At 47.5% G+C, this 19,290-nt stretch carries 17 protein-coding genes; 12 read left to right on the forward strand and 5 right to left on the reverse strand.

The window, feature by feature from the left end:
* Nucleotides 1-337 precede the first annotated feature (337 nt).
* Nucleotides 338-1,446, reverse strand: a protein-coding gene (locus EIP93_RS04970; RefSeq protein ID WP_103164902.1) for an IS3-like element ISEca11 family transposase whose coding sequence is annotated in 2 segments (ribosomal slippage) — nt 338-1,194 and nt 1,194-1,446 — 1,110 coding nt in all. Because the reading frame shifts where the segments join, the coding sequence is not laid out codon by codon here.
* Between the two features lie 209 nt (nt 1,447-1,655).
* On the reverse strand, nt 1,656-2,255 hold the full coding sequence (locus tag EIP93_RS04975) for a TetR/AcrR family transcriptional regulator (protein ID WP_125232372.1): 600 nt from the start codon (nt 2,253-2,255) through the stop codon (nt 1,656-1,658).
* 117 nt (nt 2,256-2,372) lie between these two features.
* On the opposite strand from EIP93_RS04975, the gene EIP93_RS04980 reads away from it, so the two are divergent.
* Nucleotides 2,373-2,960: an NAD(P)H-dependent oxidoreductase gene (locus EIP93_RS04980; RefSeq protein ID WP_125232373.1), complete on the forward strand. Its 588-nt coding sequence runs from the start codon at nt 2,373-2,375 to the stop codon at nt 2,958-2,960.
* 131 nt (nt 2,961-3,091) lie between these two features.
* Nucleotides 3,092-3,616 carry a hypothetical protein gene (locus EIP93_RS04985; RefSeq protein WP_233961220.1) on the forward strand — a complete coding sequence of 175 codons (525 nt, stop codon included), beginning with the start codon at nt 3,092-3,094 and terminating at the stop codon, nt 3,614-3,616.
* Nucleotides 3,617-4,255: 639 nt separating this feature from the next.
* Here EIP93_RS04985 and EIP93_RS04990 read toward each other — a convergent pair.
* Nucleotides 4,256-5,275, reverse strand: coding sequence for an alpha/beta hydrolase (locus EIP93_RS04990; protein ID WP_103972496.1), 1,020 nt, complete (start codon nt 5,273-5,275; stop codon nt 4,256-4,258).
* 159 nt (nt 5,276-5,434) lie between these two features.
* Here EIP93_RS04990 and EIP93_RS04995 point away from each other — a divergent pair, with 159 nt between their 5' ends.
* Nucleotides 5,435-5,857 (forward strand): MarR family winged helix-turn-helix transcriptional regulator, encoded by a 423-nt coding sequence (locus EIP93_RS04995; RefSeq protein WP_103861253.1) that lies wholly within the window; start codon nt 5,435-5,437, stop codon nt 5,855-5,857.
* 65 nt (nt 5,858-5,922) lie between these two features.
* On the opposite strand, the gene EIP93_RS05000 is transcribed toward EIP93_RS04995, so the two are convergent.
* A complete protein-coding gene (locus EIP93_RS05000) occupies nt 5,923-7,110 on the reverse strand; it encodes an MFS transporter (protein ID WP_103861690.1) in 1,188 nt (395 codons plus the stop codon).
* Nucleotides 7,111-7,225: 115 nt separating this feature from the next.
* On the opposite strand from EIP93_RS05000, the gene EIP93_RS05005 reads away from it, so the two are divergent.
* The gene (locus EIP93_RS05005) at nt 7,226-8,182 is read left to right on the forward strand and encodes an AraC family transcriptional regulator (protein WP_103861252.1); all 957 of its coding nucleotides are present in this window, start codon (nt 7,226-7,228) and stop codon (nt 8,180-8,182) included.
* A gap of 325 nt (nt 8,183-8,507) precedes the next feature.
* Complete coding sequence (locus EIP93_RS05010; protein ID WP_103942721.1) at nt 8,508-8,987, forward strand: hypothetical protein; 480 nt, start codon at nt 8,508-8,510, stop codon at nt 8,985-8,987.
* 573 nt (nt 8,988-9,560) lie between these two features.
* Here EIP93_RS05010 and EIP93_RS22875 read toward each other — a convergent pair.
* On the reverse strand, nt 9,561-9,770 hold the full coding sequence (locus EIP93_RS22875) for a hypothetical protein (RefSeq protein ID WP_103942719.1): 210 nt from the start codon (nt 9,768-9,770) through the stop codon (nt 9,561-9,563).
* Nucleotides 9,771-10,381: 611 nt separating this feature from the next.
* Here EIP93_RS22875 and EIP93_RS05025 point away from each other — a divergent pair.
* Genes EIP93_RS05025 through EIP93_RS05055 form a run of 7 tightly spaced genes read left to right on the forward strand, consistent with a single transcriptional unit; the run spans nt 10,382 to nt 19,287 of the window.
* On the forward strand, nt 10,382-11,731 hold the full coding sequence (locus EIP93_RS05025) for an undecaprenyl-phosphate glucose phosphotransferase (RefSeq protein WP_198673502.1): 1,350 nt from the start codon (nt 10,382-10,384) through the stop codon (nt 11,729-11,731).
* Entirely contained in the window at nt 11,721-13,007 is a 1,287-nt protein-coding gene (locus EIP93_RS05030) for an outer membrane beta-barrel protein (protein ID WP_125232374.1), read from the forward strand. The genes EIP93_RS05025 and EIP93_RS05030 overlap by 11 nt, the downstream gene beginning before the upstream one ends.
* Before the next feature lies 1 nt (nt 13,008).
* Nucleotides 13,009-13,566, forward strand: a complete 558-nt coding sequence (locus tag EIP93_RS05035) for a polysaccharide biosynthesis/export family protein (RefSeq protein WP_103942715.1) — start codon at nt 13,009-13,011, stop codon at nt 13,564-13,566.
* Between the two features lie 2 nt (nt 13,567-13,568).
* Nucleotides 13,569-15,701: a GumC family protein gene (locus EIP93_RS05040; RefSeq protein ID WP_103972349.1), complete on the forward strand. Its 2,133-nt coding sequence runs from the start codon at nt 13,569-13,571 to the stop codon at nt 15,699-15,701.
* Between the two features lie 13 nt (nt 15,702-15,714).
* On the forward strand, nt 15,715-16,926 hold the full coding sequence (locus tag EIP93_RS05045) for a lipopolysaccharide biosynthesis protein (RefSeq protein WP_107332404.1): 1,212 nt from the start codon (nt 15,715-15,717) through the stop codon (nt 16,924-16,926).
* Nucleotides 16,923-18,305: a capsular biosynthesis protein gene (locus tag EIP93_RS05050; RefSeq protein ID WP_125232375.1), complete on the forward strand. Its 1,383-nt coding sequence runs from the start codon at nt 16,923-16,925 to the stop codon at nt 18,303-18,305. Before EIP93_RS05045 ends, EIP93_RS05050 begins: the two co-directional genes overlap by 4 nt.
* Nucleotides 18,298-19,287, forward strand: a complete 990-nt coding sequence (locus EIP93_RS05055) for a glycosyltransferase family 2 protein (RefSeq protein WP_109225477.1) — start codon at nt 18,298-18,300, stop codon at nt 19,285-19,287. The genes EIP93_RS05050 and EIP93_RS05055 overlap by 8 nt, the downstream gene beginning before the upstream one ends.
* Nucleotides 19,288-19,290: the final 3 nt, after the last annotated feature.

Raw genomic sequence — 19,290 nt, forward strand, 5'->3', positions numbered from 1 at the left:
TTAAAAATCTGAAAGTGGTAATTTATTTAAATTTTTTATATCTGTAGTAGCGTAATTTTTATTATCTCTGTATTCAGCGTTTCTCTGGTTAGATAGATGGATTTGTTTTTTTCTCAAAAATGTAGGGGCTGTTGATGAATAGCTCCTACATTAATTAATATAATGATGTTTGAATTTATTTTTTATTCTTATCTATAGATGTGTAAATGATGGTGCTATTTCTAATTAAGGAAATAAAGATGATCATCTTAAAAAAATAAAGTCTATACTTTGACTTATAAATTTTTAAAGAGAGTCTGGCTGGGAATAATAGTTCTTCCTGTAGTCCCTCCGGTTTTTAGTACCACCGCCAATGAGGATCTCCGGCCAGTTTTTGCCGCGCATAGATAACAGGTGGCATATCACCCAGTGAGCTATGCGGGCGTTCTTCGTTATATTCTGTGCGCCAGTCCTCTGTGAGTTCACGCACTTCAGACAAGGTTCTGAACAGATACATATCGAGTATTTCTGTTCGTAGCGTTTTGTTAAATCGCTCGATAAATCCGTTCTGCATCGGCTTTCCGGGCTGAATAAAATCGAGTTTCACACCGTGGCGTTCTGCCCATTCGGCTAAGACTGCGGCGGTGAGCTCTGGCCCATTATCACTTCGTATAAAAGCCGGGTAGCCTCGTTCTGCGCTTAATCGTTCCAGAATTCGCACAACACGATGAGCCGGTATATTCAAATCAACATCGATGGCCAGCGCTTCCCGATTAAAGTCATCAACGACGTTAAATAACCTGAATCGCCGCCCGTCGCTCAAGGCATCACTCATAAAATCAACTGACCAACAGTGGTTCATTTTATGCGGTATAACTAACGGCTGTGGATGCCTGTTAGGTAAACGTTTTTTCCCTTTGCGCCGAAAGTTGAGTTTCAACAATCGATAGATCCGGTAAACCCGCTTTGCATTCCACAGTAACCCTGCCTGTCGTAACTTATTGAACATAAGTCCAAAACCATAGGCCGGATACTGATGCGCCAGTTTTTGTAGCGCCTCGACTACAGGCAGATCCCGCGCCGTATTCGGGCAATAATGCAACAGACTTCGACTGATACCGATAATCCGGCACCCGCGTCGTTCGCTGGCCTGATGTTCCGTCATAACATAATGCACCAGTTCACGCTTCTCAGGCACCGTTAAAGTTTTTTTGAAACAACATCCTTAAGAATTTCATGATCTAAGCTCAGGGATGCGTACATTTGCTTTAACCGGCGATTTTCCTCTTCCAACTCTTTCATCCGTTTGATATCAGAGGACTCCATGCCGCCGTATTTAGATTTCCAGTTGTAATAGCTGGCTTCCGACACACCGTTTTCACGGCACACATCCTTCACATGCCGACCACCTTCAACTTCTTTCAAAACCCGCAGGATCTGAGTTTCAGTGAAACGCGCTTTCTTCATGATGAGCCTCCATTGGTTGTATTTTAACCAGAGAACTCCATTAAGCAGTAAGACTAAATTTAGGGGGGACTACATTCCCACAAAGGGATCTAGCCCGAATATGTGAGTTGCTCAATAAGCTTTGCTGAATTATTCTGAGAACGGGTTGGTAAAGTGGTCAGGATGGCGTACTGACCCTTCACGACTATCACAATAAGGTGTCGGTGTTTTTAGCGCTGCGCACTACACCTTTTCACCATCGCGACAATCACGTGGAACAGTTCATCTTTAGCCTGCTGTTCCGTAATAATCCCTTTAACGGCGGCATAAGATAATCCCTCGGCGGAACCGAGCATCGCGCGTAATGCGGCGTCATGAGGCGGTTTGCCCGCGCAGAATGGGGCAAAGAGGTCGCGGCATTTTTCCGTGAAGGTGGCATCGTACTCCTGCCTGATTTGTTCAAGCTCAGGGGTTCCGGTAAGTGCCGCCATGACGTTGGGCATTTCGCGGCCCTGAAGCAGTACACAATCAATGTATGAGGTGGCAATCACCGCTGCCAGCTTATCGAGCACGGGCTCAGTGTTACGGATAATGTCATCCATAATTGCCGTCTGGCGAGCATCGTATTCCTTATAAAATGCAGCTAACAGCCCCGAACGGTTAGTAAAGTGATCGTAAACCACCGGTTTTGTTACACCGGCTCGTTCCGCCAGATGTCCGAGTGTCAGCGCTTCCGTACCTTCTTCCCGAATAATCTGCCAGGCGGCTTTGATCAGCTGTATATGGCGCTCTTCTCTTGATAGGCGCTGTCGTGCCTGTGGTTTGGACATTGGCGATATTATCCTGTTGACATTCTTATGTACCAAAAGTAACTTACTAATGGTAGGTTACTGTTAGTATATAAGACTATATCTGACGCTGTTTTATAGCAATAGGGAGTACCCGGAATGCATGCATTACTTGTCGTTTCTCATCCTGTTCATACCTCACTAACGCACAGTGTCGCTACCGCGATTGCGGAAGGGATCGCTGGGGCAAACCCAGAAAATACGTTTGAAATCGCAGATCTTACACAGGAAGGCTTTAACCCGGTGTTTTCTGTGCCAGATATAGCGGCTTTTCAGTGTACAGGTGCAACACCATCTGACGTCATTGCTGAGCAATCTCGTATTGATAATGCAGATGCGCTGGTGCTGGTGTTCCCGATTTACTTGTGGTCCATGCCGGGGTTGTTGAAAGGGTGGATCGATCGCGTGTTTTCAAGCGGCTGGGCCTATGAAGAAACCGCCGATGGAAATGTGATAAAGAAACTGGGGCATTTACCAGTACACCTTGTGGCGCTGGGAGCAGTCAACCAGGGAACATTTGAAAAGCATGGCTACGCGGACGCCTTTCATGCCCAGATCGCACACGGGATTTTTGACTACTGCGGTGCGCCAGTATTGACGTCTGAAATACTGCTGATGCCGGAATTGAAAACGCCAGAGGCGTATATCGACGCCGCGCGCAATATTGGTGGGCGCGTTTTCCGGTAGTCGTTATTTTAAACCATAGATAACAAATCCTATTTTTAAAATAATAGCATCTTTAAAATATGATGTTTTAATCCCTTATTTCTTTTGGCCTGATGGTAGATGGCTGATTACCGTTCGGCCAAACGGATGATATGTTTTTAGCCTCATTTCAGCATAGTTTGCGTATCGGCATAAATGACGTGCTAGATCGTAAACTCATCCTCGCTATGAAATTAGGTAATAAAGGGAAATATATGAATTCCGCTGAGCATATTAGAAGTATTTCAGAAATTATGATGATGCCTTTGGCCGCAAAAGCATTATGCGTCGCAGCGGAAATAGGGATAGCTGATAAAATAAGGGAGCAGGGGGCAACTATCGCTGAATTGGCAAAGGAATGTCAGGCGAGTGAAAAGAATATTTCTAATATTATCAAGGTGCTTGAGATCTTTGGGCTGACGTTATATGAGCATCTGGCGCACTCCGCATCGCGAGCAGAAATTTACGATCTTGCCATGCGGGATCTATCTCGCCCGGTTGGATATGTGCTGGCTAAAGAATATGCGTCTCTTTTTAAAACGGTCGGCAGTGTTATTGATATTGGTGGAGGTAGCGGCGGCGCAGGGTTGAATACCGTGGGGGCTCTTTTTTTCTACTTTTTCCTCATGCTGACCTAATGACTACTGTTATTAAAATCATGTTATTAAAAACAGTATTGACACTGTTTTTAAAATCCGTAGATTGGTTACTAACAGCAGTGAAATTTCAGCCTGCTGTGATGTTAAAGACAGTGAATATACTCTTTAACACGTATTTTGCGATACAGGTCACGAAGTATTGTTGTATGGGTAATCGATGTTGAGAAATATTCATTTCCTCACTCGATGATGCTTTAAGGCCACGTAGTCAGTACCGACAATCGCAAAAAGGGGACGAAAGCGCGATGATGTAAGGCCATGATTTTGTTTTTATTGGTTGCGATTAAGTATTGGTTTAGTGATGTGAAAAATATCGCAACGGGAGTAAGGCTACGCATCAAAGAGTCTATATCGCGATGGGGGATGTACTTGTTAACCTGCCATATCTTTGAATGGTGATAAGGTTGGCAGAGTGTTTAAATCAGTAAATATAGGGAGGTTTAGCTAATTTTAGTGCCCAATATTATCTGTTATAAACGTGTACATTTGAAGCAGTACCGATAGTAGTAAGATGTTATTAAGTCAATGAATGTTAAATCTTAAATCTGCAGTACCTTAAAAGCCCTGGCTAATATAGTCAGGGCTTTTATCATTTTGAACCGTTGCAGCATCAAGCTGTTATTTCAGGTGTTTCTGCAACTCGGTGCCTGCCTGCTCCAACGCGGTGATGACTGTCGGTTCCTCGCTTAGCGGATTCAGCAGGCCGTAATCATGGATCATGCCGTTATAGCGAGTCACGGTCACGGGAACGCCAACTGCATCCAGCTTACGTCCGAACGCTTCGCCTTCATCGCGCAGTACGTCCAACTCTGCCGTCTGAATCAATGTTGGCGGGAAGCCCTTCAACTGTTCCGTACTGGCACGCAGTGGGGAAGCAAGAATGTTGTTACGGTCAGCCGCGCGGGTCGTGTAGTTATCCCAGAACCACTTCATCATATTCTTCGTCAGGAAATAGCCCTTTTCATACTGGTTGTAGGACGCGTTATCGAAGTTCGCATCCGTTACAGGCCACAACATGACGTTATAACGAATTTTCGGCCCGCCGAACTGCTTAGCCTGTAAGGCAACAGAAGCGACCATATTGCCGCCGACACTGTTGCCGACCAGCGCCAGACGGCTACCGTCCACACCAATTTCCTGACCATGCTCGGCCACCCACTGCGTCGCTTCATAAGCCTGATTGATGGCTACAGGGAAACGTGCTTCAGGGGACGGGGTGTAATCCACGTACACCGCTGCTGCACCAGACGCCCTGACCAGATCGCGGATTAAACGTTCGTGGGTCGGGAAATCACCGAGCACCCAGCCGCCGCCATGGAAAAACATGAACACGGGCAGCGTACCGGATGCATTTTCCGGCTTCACGATTTTCAGCTTAATAGCCTGACCGTTCACCTGGATGGTTTTTTCAGACACCTGTGCGGCTGGCAACTTCACGCCCTGTTGTGCGCCGATCAGAACCTGACGCGCTTCCTGTGGCGTCATCTGCTCTATCGGTTTGCCCTTGCCGGAATTCAGGACATCAAGAAATGCCTGTACGCCAGCGGTTGGTGCAGGGGCATTGATCGGCGTCGCAGAAGCGACGGATGTCATAGAAGCGAACACGGCAGACGTCAGGATGGTGGAGATAGTTTTCATGATATTGGCCTTTTTTAAAATCGTGCGGTTGGTAGGTTCACAAGGGTGATTCTAAATCCAATGCGATTTAATAGTGAGATAAATACTTGCGCACAAGTTAATTTTGGTCAAACATTATTTATAATTTTTTTTAAGCTTGTGAGTAACGGAGTATTTAAAATGAAAGAAAACAGTACCCTGGGTGAACTATTGTGCTTCTCTCTGTATTCGGTCGCCAATGCACTGATTCGTCAGTATCGGCCGCTGCTGAAAGAATTCGATCTGACTTACCCGCAGTTTGTCGTCCTTCTGTCCCTGTACGATCAGGACAATATCCTGCTCAGAGAACTGAGTGAGAAAACGCTGTTTGATTCAGGCACGCTGACGCCGCTTGTCCAGAAGCTGGAAGCCAAGGCATTTTTAAACCGGGTTGCGGTTGCGGGTGATGAACGCATGAAGAAAGTGGTGCTGACTGACAAGGCGCTTGCGTTGAAAGAACGGATCGTTGACCTGCCAAATCAGATGCGCTGCTCTATGCGTATGAAGGATGAGGATCTGAATATGTTGCGACAGCTTTCCAAAAATCTGCTGGAAGATTTATAGCCGAGCGGGGAACGTTCGATTCCCATGCTGGATGCCACACCCGCGCTCGGGTGTGGCATGCCGTTTTATTGCGTGCGAACTCGCACACCCGCAAAAACAATCACCATTGCCGATACCAGCAATAATCCGCTGCCAGCAAACACACCGCTGGCTCCGTTGAGGTCAAATATTACCCCGCCACCCGCAGCGCCAGCCCCGATGGCAAACTGGATCGATGCTACCAGTAAACCGCCTGCGCTTTCGGCTTCATCCGGTACGGTTGTCGCAAGCCAGGTTGACCAGCCCACGGGAACCAGACCAAACGCAAACCCCCACATCGCCACCAGCAGACCGTCCAGTATTGCCAGATGTCCAAAGGCCACCATGGTGAGCGCCAGAACGCCCATGATAAAAGGCACCAGTGCCAGCGTCAGGCGTAAGTTTCGTGCCAGTAGATAACCTGCAATCGAGGTACCGACAAAATTGGCGAGGCCAAAGCCGAGTAAAATCAGAGAAATACTTTCGACGCTTGCCTGCCCGACGGTTTCCAGGAACGGGCGCAGGTAGGTAAAGAAGGCAAAATGTCCGCTAAAAATCAGCACGGTTGCCAACAACCCGCCGATCATGCCCGGACGACGCAGCACGCGAAACAGTGTTCCCAGGCTACCGCTGCTTTCTGGCTTCATTGATGGCAACACCCAGAGCTGCCACAACAGCGCCAGAATGCTCGGCAAAATGCAGAGGATAAAGACGTTTCGCCAGCCAATCAAACTCCCCAAATAGCTGCCAAGCGGCGCGGCAACGACAGTGGCAATCGAGACGCTGGAGAAGATCACCGCCAGCGCTTTAGGCACTTTATCTTTAGGCACAAGGCGCATCGCCGTAGCGGTGGACATAGCCCAGAACCCACCAATCGCAATCCCTAGCAGTAAACGCCCCAATAGCAGTACATTCAGATCGGGAGCAAACGCTACCAGCAGGCTGGAGATGATTTGCAGCACTGAGAAAAACATCAATACCCAACGACGGTCGATGCTTTTAGTCGCCGATGTGATGAGCAATCCGGTCACCAGCGCGACTAGCGCCGTCGCGGTCACCGCCTGACCTGCCATTCCCTCCGTGATGCCTAAACTGGCCGCCATCGGCGTTAATAAACTGGCTGGTAAAAACTCAGCCGTAATCAGACCAAACACTCCCAGTCCCAGTGAATAGACGGCTCGCCAGGCGGGTTTGGTGGGCGCGATGGCCTCACTCGCCGCGATACATGAATTCATCTGTTGCTCTCCCGTTAGAAAAATGTGACGACTGTCACGAAGCATAGGGTTTTCCTCATGGACGATCTATGACATATAATCTTCAAATATTGATTATTCGTCCGGAGTTGCCACCATGACCGTTCAGTCACCCGATTTGATCAGCGAGCTTCTGCGTGGGATGCGTCTTTCCGGGGTGAAATATCGCCGAATTGAAACCTATGCCCCCTTTGGTGTGGCGTTCGACTACGTGCCCGGCAAGGCGCAGTTTCATTTTGTCAGCCAGGGCACGGCGTTGCTGCGCATGGAGAGTGGCGCGACGTGTGTGCTAAAAAGTGGGGACGCGCTGTTTATCCCCAACGGGAATTCGCATGCTCTGCTCTCTGATGAAAAGGCTGACATCACACCGGTGTCTGCGTTTCCCAGCGAAGCGATTTGCAATTCGGTGTGTGCGATCGACTGCGAACCGTGCCCCGATACCGAGAACACGGTGATCTTCAGTGGATGTATGGACTTTGAGCTGGGCGGAATGCAGCCGCTGATCAAAGCGATGCCGGAAGTCATGATGGTGAGCCGCCTGATGTCGACCTGGCCGGAAATCCATCCGCTGCTTGCGGCGATGGAACGTGAGTCGATGACGCGTCAGGTGGGGTTTGCCGGCATTCTGGCGCGGCTGGCCGATGTTGTCGCGGCGCTTATCGTACGTGGATGGGTCGAAGCAGGCTGCGGTAAGGCGACGGGCTGGGTGCAAGTATTACGCGACCCGCGGTTAAGCCGGGCGATTTACGCGATGCACCAGAATCCGGGCGTCAACTGGAGCGTCGCGGAACTGGCAAAAGAGGCGGGCACCTCCCGTTCCGTATTTGCCGAACGCTTTCTCTCTGCAACCGGTACAACACCCGCGAAATATCTCAGCGAATTGCGCATGCGCTTAGCTGTCCAGTACATCCGCCATGAGCATCAGGCGATTGAAACGGTGGCTCTGCGTCTGGGTTACGGATCGCTGGCTGCGTTCAGCCGGGCATTTAAACGCATCGTGGGCCACGCACCGGGAGCGCTGCGGGAAATCAGCCAGATTTCTGAGGAGGTTTGATGGGGAGTGATATTTGCAGCTAACGTGGCTATTGTTGTTGCTGGTGGTGGCATTGTAAGTATCCCAGTAAAGCGAACCATTCACTTTTAGAGATCTTTCGACATAATACAGAATGAAGAGCATAACAGCTGATGGCGTCGTTATGCTTTTGCCGTTTAAATCATCACGGATAGTTCAGACGCTTCCCCTGTCAACAATAACCCATCACGATAAATAGCCTACTCCAAGAGACGGATTTCTTTTTTTATCTCTGCTGCTATTTTTAAAAATGTTTATAGCGACAGTGTCTGTCTGATGAATATCATTTTAATGAGGAGATAAAGATATGCCATCTATTTATTATCGCGGAGATAATCGGACCATTGGGGATATTCAGAAATCCGGGTTCCAGCCACAAATAGAGTCGTGCCGAGGGAGAACACCACTCCAGGCAATAGCGTATATTCAGAAAATTATTAAAGATAACAATTTCAAAAGCCTTGCGGATATTGGGGGTTATATTATCAGTAACTCAAAAGGTGACTCTGTTTCCACCTCTTGTGTCCTGGATGGCGCATCCTACGGGAAGTATAAGTATCAAATCACTGCACCGCAGAATGCCCTGTATTTTGAATTCAACCTCGATGGTAGCGTGGGCGCACAGCAGCCAAATCAAGGGAATATGTTCGGGCGCAAGCCGTACTACATTTTAACCAACGTTAACCCGGCGCTCAGTCAGTACGTTATTGTTGGCACACGGACTGCCACACAGGAAGCCACGTTTTTTACTGATATCCCCAGTGGCTGGATAACGTTACTGAGTTAATTGCATCTCATCATTTTAATTATCGTAACGATGCGTCATTTTTATCGGGGTTAAAAACCTGAATATTTTTTGCGATGTTATTAATATTATAGCTATATATACTCTAAATAATTCGAGTGGCGTGAAGGCGGCAACCGCATGAATCCCCAGGAGCTTACTTAGGTAAGTGACTGGGGTGAATAAGGGCAGCCAACGCACAAGCCGCTTGAAGTATGACGAGTATAGCTGCAATGCCGTTGGTTTAATCAACAACGGCATATTTTCCCATATAACCAAAATTCAACAGCGAACCGTCCAGACTATTGTTGTAATATGTCCAGGCTTTCTTGCAGCGAGAGAATATCATCCGGAGATCCTTTACCTTCTACGGTATTGGTAAAGTAGTTGTAATCGAGATCAATCCATTTCTGCAATTTCGCTTCATAAACCATTAACAAATTTTGTGGCGTCTGCTGCCCTGCCCAAACGTCCGGGATCGGAAGAATTAGGCACTTCAGCGTTATTGATCGCCCGGTTAGCGTCATAATCTGGCCCGGTGATTTTTTTGAGCAGCGTGGTGGCTTTTTCGCCGAGTTATTTTATGCTGAGGCCCGCATACTCGGCATCAGCACGGCTTGCGCTGTCGCTTAATTGCTGCGCCAGAGAGGAAAACACCACCTCTTGTTTGGTCTGGCTGTCGGCATTTACGGGCACGCTATCTGCAGTGGCAGACTGAGCTGCCGCGCGCTGGGTATCGGCGGCCTGTGTGCTGGTGCTATAGGGGGTTCCAATCTGGTTGATCATACCTGAATTCCCTTCTGGCAGTTTTTTTAAAGCGTTTGATGAATACGGTGAACCCGTATCGGGCATCGCTTCTCATCAAAACAATAAAGATATCGGTTAGTGAAGGCCAATCTTTATACGTTCGGGTGCGAACGGATCACTCCCGTTCGTCGAACTGGATGATTCGCAATCTGACCCACAAATTCCCCGATACGAAGGGATAAATCAAAACGCATCGGAAAAGATATTTACGTCAACTTATTGAATCAAAAAACAGAGGAGCAGATTTGCCTGAACGGCGAAATTTTACGCTTTATCCACTAAATTGGAATAATTATAGAATAAAAATATTTAAAACTAAATAATGATAAAATAAATATTTAGAGAAATTAATAATGTGAAAAATTATATTTTATACATTAATTGTTATGGCTGTGGGCACTAGCATTTTGTGTTTTTTGCCAAAATTTTCTTTAAGATTGCTCTGATTGTTATTCTAAAATTTTTTTATGTGATGTATTATCCGTCACGGAGAAATGCCAATAATAAAAAACTTAATGGATTAAGATAAAAAAGTGTCTACTAACCGGATAAATATTTCCTATGGAAATGATTTTTTTGTTATTAAATTGATGGACTTTTTATCAATCAATTTAACATTAATAGTCAGCGCCAGTCTATTTATGATGGGCGCTTTCGATGATGTAATTATGATTAGCCTGCTATTCTCAACCTCTTTTTTACTTATTGGAGAATATACTGGTCTATATCATCATGGCCTTAAAAATATGCAGGCCGGTGGGCAGCGAAGACTGTGGGGTTCCGCATTATTTTCGGTCATCTTTGTTGAGTTAGTCAGGAATTATGCCGGTACGCTGTACTCGCTGGGTCTATTGCATCAATTCGATAATATATATTTTTCCGCAACGCTGTACTGGTATATTCTTTCGCTATGTAGCCTCTATATCACGCGTTTAATTACGTTTAAATTTACGACTAAAAAACGGATCAGAATTGCTATTGTGGGATTAACGCCCGGCGGGTTAGCGGCGGAAAAAGCATTGCTTAAAGAGTATGCCAACATGCAGTTAGAATTGGCTTTTTACGACGATCGTAGCCCATCCCGTTGTGGCTATCTGTTTAAGAGCCAATTTAAAGGCAAAGTGAGCAAGCTGGTTGAAGAGGCTAAAGCGGGCAGAGTGGATGAGATTTATATTGCGCTGCCAATGGTTGCGCTACAACGCATTCGTTATTTTCTGTCGATGATGTCCGATACGACGGTAGATACCTATATCATTCCCGATCTTTATTCCTACAGCTCATACGTATCGCAGTTTCGCTCCATCAATAACATTCAGACCATCAGTATTTTCAGATCGCCGTTTGATGGTATTGGCTCGGTGATTAAGCGCGTTGAGGATTTAGTGATTGGTGGCGTTATTACGCTGATGATTTCGCCATTGCTGCTGGTGATTGCTATTGGTATCAAACTGACGTCACGGGGGCCGGTGTTATTCAAGCAGGATCGTTACGGCCTGAGCGGCAATAAAATCAAAGTGTGGAAATTCCGCTCGATGCACGTGATGGAAAACGTCGGCGTCGTGACGCAGGCGACTAAAAACGATCCGCGCGTTACGCGTTTTGGCGCATTTTTACGCCGGACTTCGCTGGATGAACTGCCGCAATTTTTCAATGTATTGCAAGGGACGATGTCGATTATTGGCCCACGTCCTCATGCCGTCGTGCATAACGAGCAGTATCGCCAGTTAGTCGAGAATTACATGATCCGCCATAAAGTGAAGCCTGGAATTTCAGGCTTGGCGCAGGTTAATGGTTATCGCGGCGAAGTGGATACCCTCGATAAAATGGAAAAACGGGTTCACTACGATATTGCCTATATTCAGAGTTGGTCCCTTTGGTTGGATATCAAAATTATCTTTAGAACCATTTTCAAAGGCTTTATCGGTGAAAATGCGTACTAAATTGGTCATCGCCGCTGGAATGATAACCCCCCTCTCATCTTGGGCCTACCTGATGCCGAAATCGCATATCGGTGTCGCCGGTATTGATTTTCAAAGCCAGGTGGGTCTGGACTATGGGCATGAGAATAACGTGACCTATCAGGCTGATGATCAGAATGTGGTGAGTTCTCATTTTCAGAGCCTCAGGCCAATGATTAAGGCCATTGGCGCGCGTTATCAGGATCAATATCTGTTGATGTATTCCGGTGATTATCGTCGTTACGACAGCGATCCGGCGGATAATTACACCGACCATTTCTTTCGCTTTAATGGCGCATGGCGCTACGGGTTGAGGCATGGATTAACGCTCAGTCTTGAGGAGGCGCTTGGGCACGAAGTGCGCGGGCGCGGTATTACCGAAGGTTTTCGACCACAACAGTTCAGCGATTTTGGTATTCATTCGCCGTTGAGTACCGCGCTTTTCAACAGTGAATTGCGTTATAGCTATGGCGCGCTGAAAGGGCGCGGTAAAGCCGACGTCGCGCTGCTGTTTAGAAAACTGCGGTTAGGTCGCTCGGAGGATATTAAAAATACCGATATTGATTTTTATAACTATGTTCTTGGGCAGGAATGGTACGAGAACGGTTTAATCGCCGAATTATCTGACCAATACTCGTCGGCAACGCGCTTTCGCTACCGTTTTATTGGTAATCAGCGGCGTTATGAAATCGATTCGCAAAAAGATAATGATGAATACTATCTGGAATTCGGCATTAAATCGCAACTTACGGGAAAAACCGGTATTGATGCCAATGTGTCCTGGCTATACAAGACATTCGATAATAACCCGAATTCCAGGAGTTTTAGCGGGATAAACTGGGATATTCAGACGGAGTGGAAACCACTTAAACAATCCGTTTTTACCGCACATACGTCGCAGCATATCAAAGACCCGTCAGAAATTGGCGGCTATATCCTGGTTTCTAAATACGGCATCTCTTATCAGCACTTTTGGCTCGTCGATCGTTTCTCCACCACGTTTGACTATTCATACCTGACGGACGTTTACAAGAATTACCCGCGAGATCGTAAAGACAGAAACAGGGTGTTCACATTCTCCATGAGTTATAACTTCAGACCCTCTATTAACGTTGAATTAAAGTATCAACTGAACACGCTACGTTCCAATCAAGATAGCGATTCTTTCTTTATTGGCCCTAACGGCGATCGCCAGGTCGTCAGAATGCTGGGCCGTGATAACTCTCTGATTATGTTTACGGCTAAGGTACAGATCTAACGTGAAAATAATAAAACTGTGCATTTTTCTGTCCCTCAGCGTCTGGCTAGCGGGATGTTCCCCGCCGAGCCAGACGCTGAGGGACAAACCTGAAAGTGAAACCACCGGTTATCAGTTAGATGAAGGCGATGCTGTAAATATTCTGGTGTACGGCGAGCCGGAGATGACGATGAAGTTCATGCTGGATAAAAGCGGCGCGATTACCTTCCCCTACATTGGTCAACTGGTGTTGAAAGGGAAAACGCCAGAGCAGGTGGGCGAGGAGTTGGCTAATCGCCTGCGCGGCGACTATCTGCAAAATCCGATGGTGACGGTCAGCATTGCCGAGTTCCGGAAATTCTATATCACTGGTGAAGTGGAGAAACCGAACGGGTATGCCTACGAACCGGGCTTAACCGTTGAAAAAGCGTTGGCGCTGGCCGGCGGATTTACCGATCGCGCAGACCGCAAGGATGTGGGTATTCGTCTATCGAATAGCAATCAACTGATTGAAAATGTTGATGTAAGACGTGTCGTTCATCCTGGCGATACCGTGATTGTCGGTATGAGCTTTTTCTGACCATGAGTCTATCTATCGTGGAAAATGGCAGAAAACTGGAAAGCATCATTGATTTCTCCAGATTTGCCCAAGAGATCAAACAGAACGGCTGGAAGATCATGCTGGCCGGCCTGATTGTGGCGGTGGTGGCTTACCCGCTGATTAGCATGATCACGCCCAAATATGTGTCGACCGCAACGGTACTGCTTAAAGCACAGCAGGATAACGTTTCGCCTTTGCCGCAGGTCGATGGTTATGATTCCACCCGTAGCGGCTATTACGAAACCCAGTATGCGTTGATGCAGTCGCGTATTGTGCTGGAACAAGCCGTGCGGGACATCAAGCTGGACCAAAATCCAGCGTTTAACGGCGATATAGACAAAAATGCGGATAACCGTGGCGATGAGCAACAGCGGGTCGATCACGCACTGGGTTCGATAGTGGCAAACCTCACTATCACTGGCGTTCGCACCACGCACCTCGCCACTATCTCATACGAGTCGGCGTCGCCTGAGCTGGCGGCCGACATCGCTAACGGCGCGGCGCAGGCATTTATTGACTATACGGCCAGGCAAAAGCACCTCAAGACACTGAAAGCCAAAACATTGAACCAAAAACAGATGGAAGAGGTGTGGCAGCAAGTCGTCGAGCAACAGGCCGTCATCGACCAATTTCTGAAGAAAGAAGGGCTGCTGACTTTCCGCGGCGTGGATGGCTTCGAAACTGAACAACTGGGGATCGTCACCACCAAGTTAGCGGATGCCACCCAACGTCGCATCAGGGCGGAAACGAACTACAACAGCGTGCGTTTGAACGTGGGTACGTCGCTGGAAAACATCATTTCTCTGCCTGATATTTCTAATCATGCCCAAATTCAGGATTTGCGCATTGCGCTGATTCAGGCTCGGCGTTCTTTATACGAGTTACGGAAACGCTACGGGCTGAAGCATACCAAAATTTTAGAAGCCGAAGCCCAGGTTCAGGCGATTGAAGAGCAGACCCACACCGTGTTACTCGAACTGGAAGCGGGGCTGAATAAGCAGTATCAGGCGGCGTTGAGGGATGAAAAATATTATCAGCAACTGCTGGAGAAACAGAAAGCGGATTTCCAAACGTTAGCGTCTAAACGTGATGAATACAATAACCTGATCACCGCGTTGGATAAAACAAAAGAGCTGTATAAGGCGCTCTATCAGCGCACCAAAGAGCAGACGCTGGCAGGTAACTATTTAGAGCCGGACGCGGTACTTTACGACCCTGCCGTGCCGGCGGACCACCCGTCGAAACCCAATAAAGTGATGCTGCTGGTGATGGTTGTCATGCTAACCCTGATTTTCTCGGTGGTTTACTTCATCGTGAGAGCCGCGCTGGATAATTCAATCAACAGTATCAGCCAGATGAAAAAGCGCCTGAATATGGCGCCGGTGGGGGAAATTCGCATCTTCGCCAGTGGCGTGAAGCGCTCACAGGTTGTGCGTTTGATAACCAAAGCGCCGCTGTACGTCGATATTGTCCACAGCATGCGAATCCACATTTTGTTATCGCATCCATCCTGCCAGGCCATTGCCATCAGCTCGGCAGAGCATGGCGAAGGGCGATCGTTGCTGGCGCATTTGCTGGCGACATCTTTCAGCGCTGACCAAAAAACGCTGCTTATCGACCTGGATTTCTTTAACGACGGCGGGCTGACGCAAGACCTGGCGCCCCCTTCCGCTATCGGTGTGGCGGAACTGCTGCAAGGGCAATCACCGTTGGATGCCGCACTGGTGACAATCAGTGAAAATTTAAGCTTCCTGCCGCGTGGCAATGCCTTGATGTCTTCTTTACTGATGCTGTCGTCCGAACATGTCGTGACGTTGATGGCAGAGCTGAGAACACGCTATCAGAGAATAATCGTTGATGTGGCCGCAGTGAATCAAACGCAGGATAGTCAACTCATTAGCCGGGTAATCGACGGGGTGGTTTTTGTGCTGAAAGCCGGCGAGTGGCGTACGGGTGATGTGCTTAATGCCATTGAGAAAGTTAAACACCACCGTGCGGTGCTGATTGGCGCGGTAATGAATCGGGTTGCGGATAAAAACCTCGAAACCAAAGAGGGGATACGTTCCCTGAACCATCGTATGAATGCGCTAATCGACAGTACTGGTCACCTGTGAGTTTATGAAAAAGATGAGTTTACTAAAAAGCATTTCTACCATTGCGGGTTCATCGGTGGTTTCACAACTGATTGGCGCGCTGTCTATCTGGCTGATTTCGCATAAATACAACATGGCCGAGGTGGGGATCTACGCGCTGAGTTACAGCATCGTGTTGGTGGGGGCGCAGGTCTGTACCTTTGCATCGCAACTGCTGATTCCGAAACAGCAAGACGGTGAACTGGCGCAGAGTGTGGTATTCAGCACACTGCAAAGCCTGCTTACCGCTGTGCCCTATGCGATGTTGACCGCATGGCTGTTTCAGCGAAATGTGTTCTTTCTCTATCTGCTCACGCTGTCCTATGCGCTGGTGCTGATCTCGGAGAATTTGTCGCTGCGCGAGGGTAACTACCGTTTTCTGGCCTTTCAGCGACTCGCCGTCTCGGTGGTGGTCGTGCTTTCGCTGGTGTTCACTTCACATACCACCGCGTTTTATTGGTCCTGGGCCTGCGCCATGATGGTGCTGATTAGCGGATGTATTTTGTTCTCGTTCAATATTCACACCATTACGTTTGGACATTTTAGTCCGCAACGTAATAGGGCTTTCTTTCATCAGCATGCTCATCATCTCACCCGCGTTGGCAGCGCCGAAGTGCTGGCGATGGTTAATAGTAATTTGCCGGTTATGCTGATTAATTTTTGGTTTTCCGCGTTGACAGCGGGGTATTTCTCGGTGGTGAGCCGTTTTTGTTTGTCTCCGGTGGTGATCATCGGTAATGCAGTGCGTCATTCTATTTTTTCAACCTGGTCTACCGATTTCAGAAATAAACGTTTCAACTATGATGAGTTCAAAAAAGTCCGTCTGGTATTATTGATGTCGGGAGTGATCTGCACTCTAGGGATATTTATTTTCTATCCGTTGGTGATGCATCTTTTTTTTAGCGAGGAGTGGATTAACTCCATTCCAACCTCTCGCTATATGTTGCCTTATTTATTTCCGGCGCTGGCGGTGTGTCCGCTGACGGTGATCGAACTAATATTTGGCTCTCATCGCTATTTTTTGCGTATTCAATTAGAACAGTTGAGTGTGGTATTAATCGCATTTGTGATTGTGCCTTTTTTTTATAATCACTATGCCACATCAATGATTCTTTTTTCTGTGCTTACATTTGTACGCTACGCGTTTATTTATCTCAAAGTAAACAAACGTGCTAATGGACTGAAAAATATGATGACAGAATCATGAGCTTGAATACCGGGCTTTACCTACAGGTTTATGTTGTTATCACGCTGGTATTCTGCGGACTGACGCAGTATTTCACCGGTTTTCTGGCGGTACTGTGGTTACCATTTATTTTGGCGCTGAACATGGTGGGGTTGCTGATTATGCAGACTCGCTACGATAGATTGCATTTGGATACGCAGGAATTGATGGTTCTCACGCTTTACCTCTCTTTTCTGGCGATGGCGGGATTATCTACCCTGTTACAGGGCGGAATAACCGTCACTATCGTTGGGTTTAAAAACGAGGTTGCATTGTCGCTGATGATGTTTTGCCTGCTGCTGGGATTTTGCCGCGAATCACAGATTTATCGCGTGACCCGCAGTTTGTATTGGGTGTTCTACGCGCAGTTCCCGGTGGTGATTTATCAGGTGTTGTTTGTTTTGCCGCGGCGGGCAGCATTGAAGGGAGAAGACGAAAAATGGGACTCGGTAGTCGGCACTTTCGGCGGCGACCCGATGGGCGGGGGAAATACCGCGGCGATGGGGTTGTTCTGCCTGTTGATTATGCTGCTGAAAGTCTCGGAATTTAAACATGGTTTGACGTCGTTTAAATCCACGGCGCTGCATATCGTTTTGGGATTTAGCTTGTGTATCCTGGGGGAAGTGAAATTTGTGATTCTGATTTCACCGTTATTACTGGCCTGGGTTTGGTTAATGCCGAGCTACATCAAAGGCATGAATAGCGTAAACCTGAAAGCAATTTTGCTGATTTTCACTGGCATGGCGTTGCTGATTACCGTGGCGATTACCATTTTGGCCTCGGGTTACTCCTCGGCCTTTGGTGGCGACCCGACGAAAAGCGCGATGAGCGTATTTCTGGATTCATTGAATTATATTTTTGATACCAGCTACATTATGGAATCCGGTGAACTTGGGCGTCTTACTACGCTATTTTTCTGGCTGAAAAATCACGATATGTGGGGGATATCCGGCACGTTGTTTGGCTATGGATTAAATGCGACAAATAGCGGCAGCGCTGTCTCTCCCGGTTTTTTGAATATTATCTATAACCTGATCATCGATTCAACCTCATTAAGTGTGCTGTTATGGGAAGTCGGCGTGGTTGGAACGTTATTTTTCATCGGGCTAATTATTTATATCTTAGTCATTACGCAGCCAAAGCCGGGACTAGATCGTAATAAATTAGACCAACAGGACCTGAAACTGCTGAGTTTTTCTCCGGCCTTTAACGTTTTTGTGGTTGGGTGCCTGTTGAGTCTGCCTTATAGCCAGATCCTGATGATTATTCCCATGTTGCAATTCCTATTTTATTTATCTCTGGGCTCAAGTCTGGTGATTCGCCATTCTGTCCGCCGTTATATCGGAAAACTGTATGAGTGATAAACCTTTTATTTCAGTGAGTATTAAGACATTCAATGAAGCGGAATGCATCGAAAAAACCATCGACAGTATTCGTCGCCATATTGTGGATTACCCCCATAAAATCATTGTTGCCGATAGCTTATCAACCGACAACACTCAGCAGCTTGCCAGCGCCAAAGGCATTACCGTGGTGTCGCTGACTGAACCGTCCGAACGCTGCTGCGGTGTGGGGCATCAGCTTGGTTACCTGTACAGTCAGGGGGATTATTTGCTGCTAATGGACGGCGATATGGAGCTGGAAGATGGCTTTATTGAGCAGGGCATCGCATTTTTAACCGCACACCCTGATTACGCTGGCGTGGCTGGAACGGTAGAGATGGATGGCGCGGCGAACTATGAGTTTATATCACGTAAACAGCGCCTTCATAAAATATATCCGTTGGGCGACTGCGGTCATTTAGGTGGTGGGGGTTTATACCGCCGCTCGGCAATTGAAAAAATAGGTTATCTCACCAACCGCAGCTTGCATGGTTATGAAGAGGCTGAATTAGGCATTCGTCTGCGCTATGCCCACTATAAATTACATCGACTTAATGTGCCTTATTTCCGTCACACGTCGTACACCATGCCAACATATAAAATGCTGCAATATCGTTGGCGGAACGGTTTTCTCTGGGCACCGGGCGAGCTTTTACGAAGCGCATGGGGGATGCCTTATTTCCGTGAGGCATTGCATATCGTTAAAAACGAGGCAGTTTTTGCGGTTTATCTGCTGGTGCTGTTGATGAGTTTATTGACGTTTAACGCCACTGTTATTGGTGCTGCGTTGCTGCCGTTACTCGCTTTTGTGGCATTAAAAACGATTAAGAACCGTTCACTGCTGAACGGGGTGCAGGGTGTGATGAACCTGGCTGTGTTTTCTGCGGGATTGATAAAAGGGTTAACCAGACCCGTGCGCGACCCTATGACACCACCAAGCAGCAAGGTTATTCATGAATAGGCA

It is taken from the genome of Pectobacterium versatile, from assembly GCF_003932035.1.
GTDB classification, from domain to species: Bacteria; Pseudomonadota; Gammaproteobacteria; order Enterobacterales; family Enterobacteriaceae; genus Pectobacterium; species Pectobacterium versatile.

Bases quoted from the DNA above. Each gene is read 5' to 3' on its own strand.
- EIP93_RS04995 (WP_103861253.1), top strand. From the start codon at position 5,435: ATGAAAGAAAACAGTACCCTGGGTGAACTATTGTGCTTCTCTCTGTAT.
- EIP93_RS04990 (WP_103972496.1), bottom strand. From the start codon at position 5,275: ATGAAAACTATCTCCACCATCCTGACGTCTGCCGTGTTCGCTTCTATG.
- EIP93_RS05055 (WP_109225477.1), top strand. From the start codon at position 18,298: ATGAGTGATAAACCTTTTATTTCAGTGAGTATTAAGACATTCAATGAA.
- EIP93_RS04975 (WP_125232372.1), bottom strand. From the start codon at position 2,255: ATGTCCAAACCACAGGCACGACAGCGCCTATCAAGAGAAGAGCGCCAT.
- EIP93_RS22875 (WP_103942719.1), bottom strand. From the start codon at position 9,770: ATGATCAACCAGATTGGAACCCCCTATAGCACCAGCACACAGGCCGCC.
- EIP93_RS04985 (WP_233961220.1), top strand. From the start codon at position 3,092: ATGTTTTTAGCCTCATTTCAGCATAGTTTGCGTATCGGCATAAATGAC.
- EIP93_RS05010 (WP_103942721.1), top strand. From the start codon at position 8,508: ATGCCATCTATTTATTATCGCGGAGATAATCGGACCATTGGGGATATT.
- EIP93_RS05030 (WP_125232374.1), top strand. From the start codon at position 11,721: ATGCGTACTAAATTGGTCATCGCCGCTGGAATGATAACCCCCCTCTCA.
- EIP93_RS04980 (WP_125232373.1), top strand. From the start codon at position 2,373: ATGCATGCATTACTTGTCGTTTCTCATCCTGTTCATACCTCACTAACG.
- EIP93_RS05000 (WP_103861690.1), bottom strand. From the start codon at position 7,110: ATGAATTCATGTATCGCGGCGAGTGAGGCCATCGCGCCCACCAAACCC.
- EIP93_RS05045 (WP_107332404.1), top strand. From the start codon at position 15,715: ATGAGTTTACTAAAAAGCATTTCTACCATTGCGGGTTCATCGGTGGTT.
- EIP93_RS05005 (WP_103861252.1), top strand. From the start codon at position 7,226: ATGACCGTTCAGTCACCCGATTTGATCAGCGAGCTTCTGCGTGGGATG.
- EIP93_RS05040 (WP_103972349.1), top strand. From the start codon at position 13,569: ATGAGTCTATCTATCGTGGAAAATGGCAGAAAACTGGAAAGCATCATT.
- EIP93_RS05025 (WP_198673502.1), top strand. From the start codon at position 10,382: ATGGACTTTTTATCAATCAATTTAACATTAATAGTCAGCGCCAGTCTA.
- EIP93_RS05050 (WP_125232375.1), top strand. From the start codon at position 16,923: ATGAGCTTGAATACCGGGCTTTACCTACAGGTTTATGTTGTTATCACG.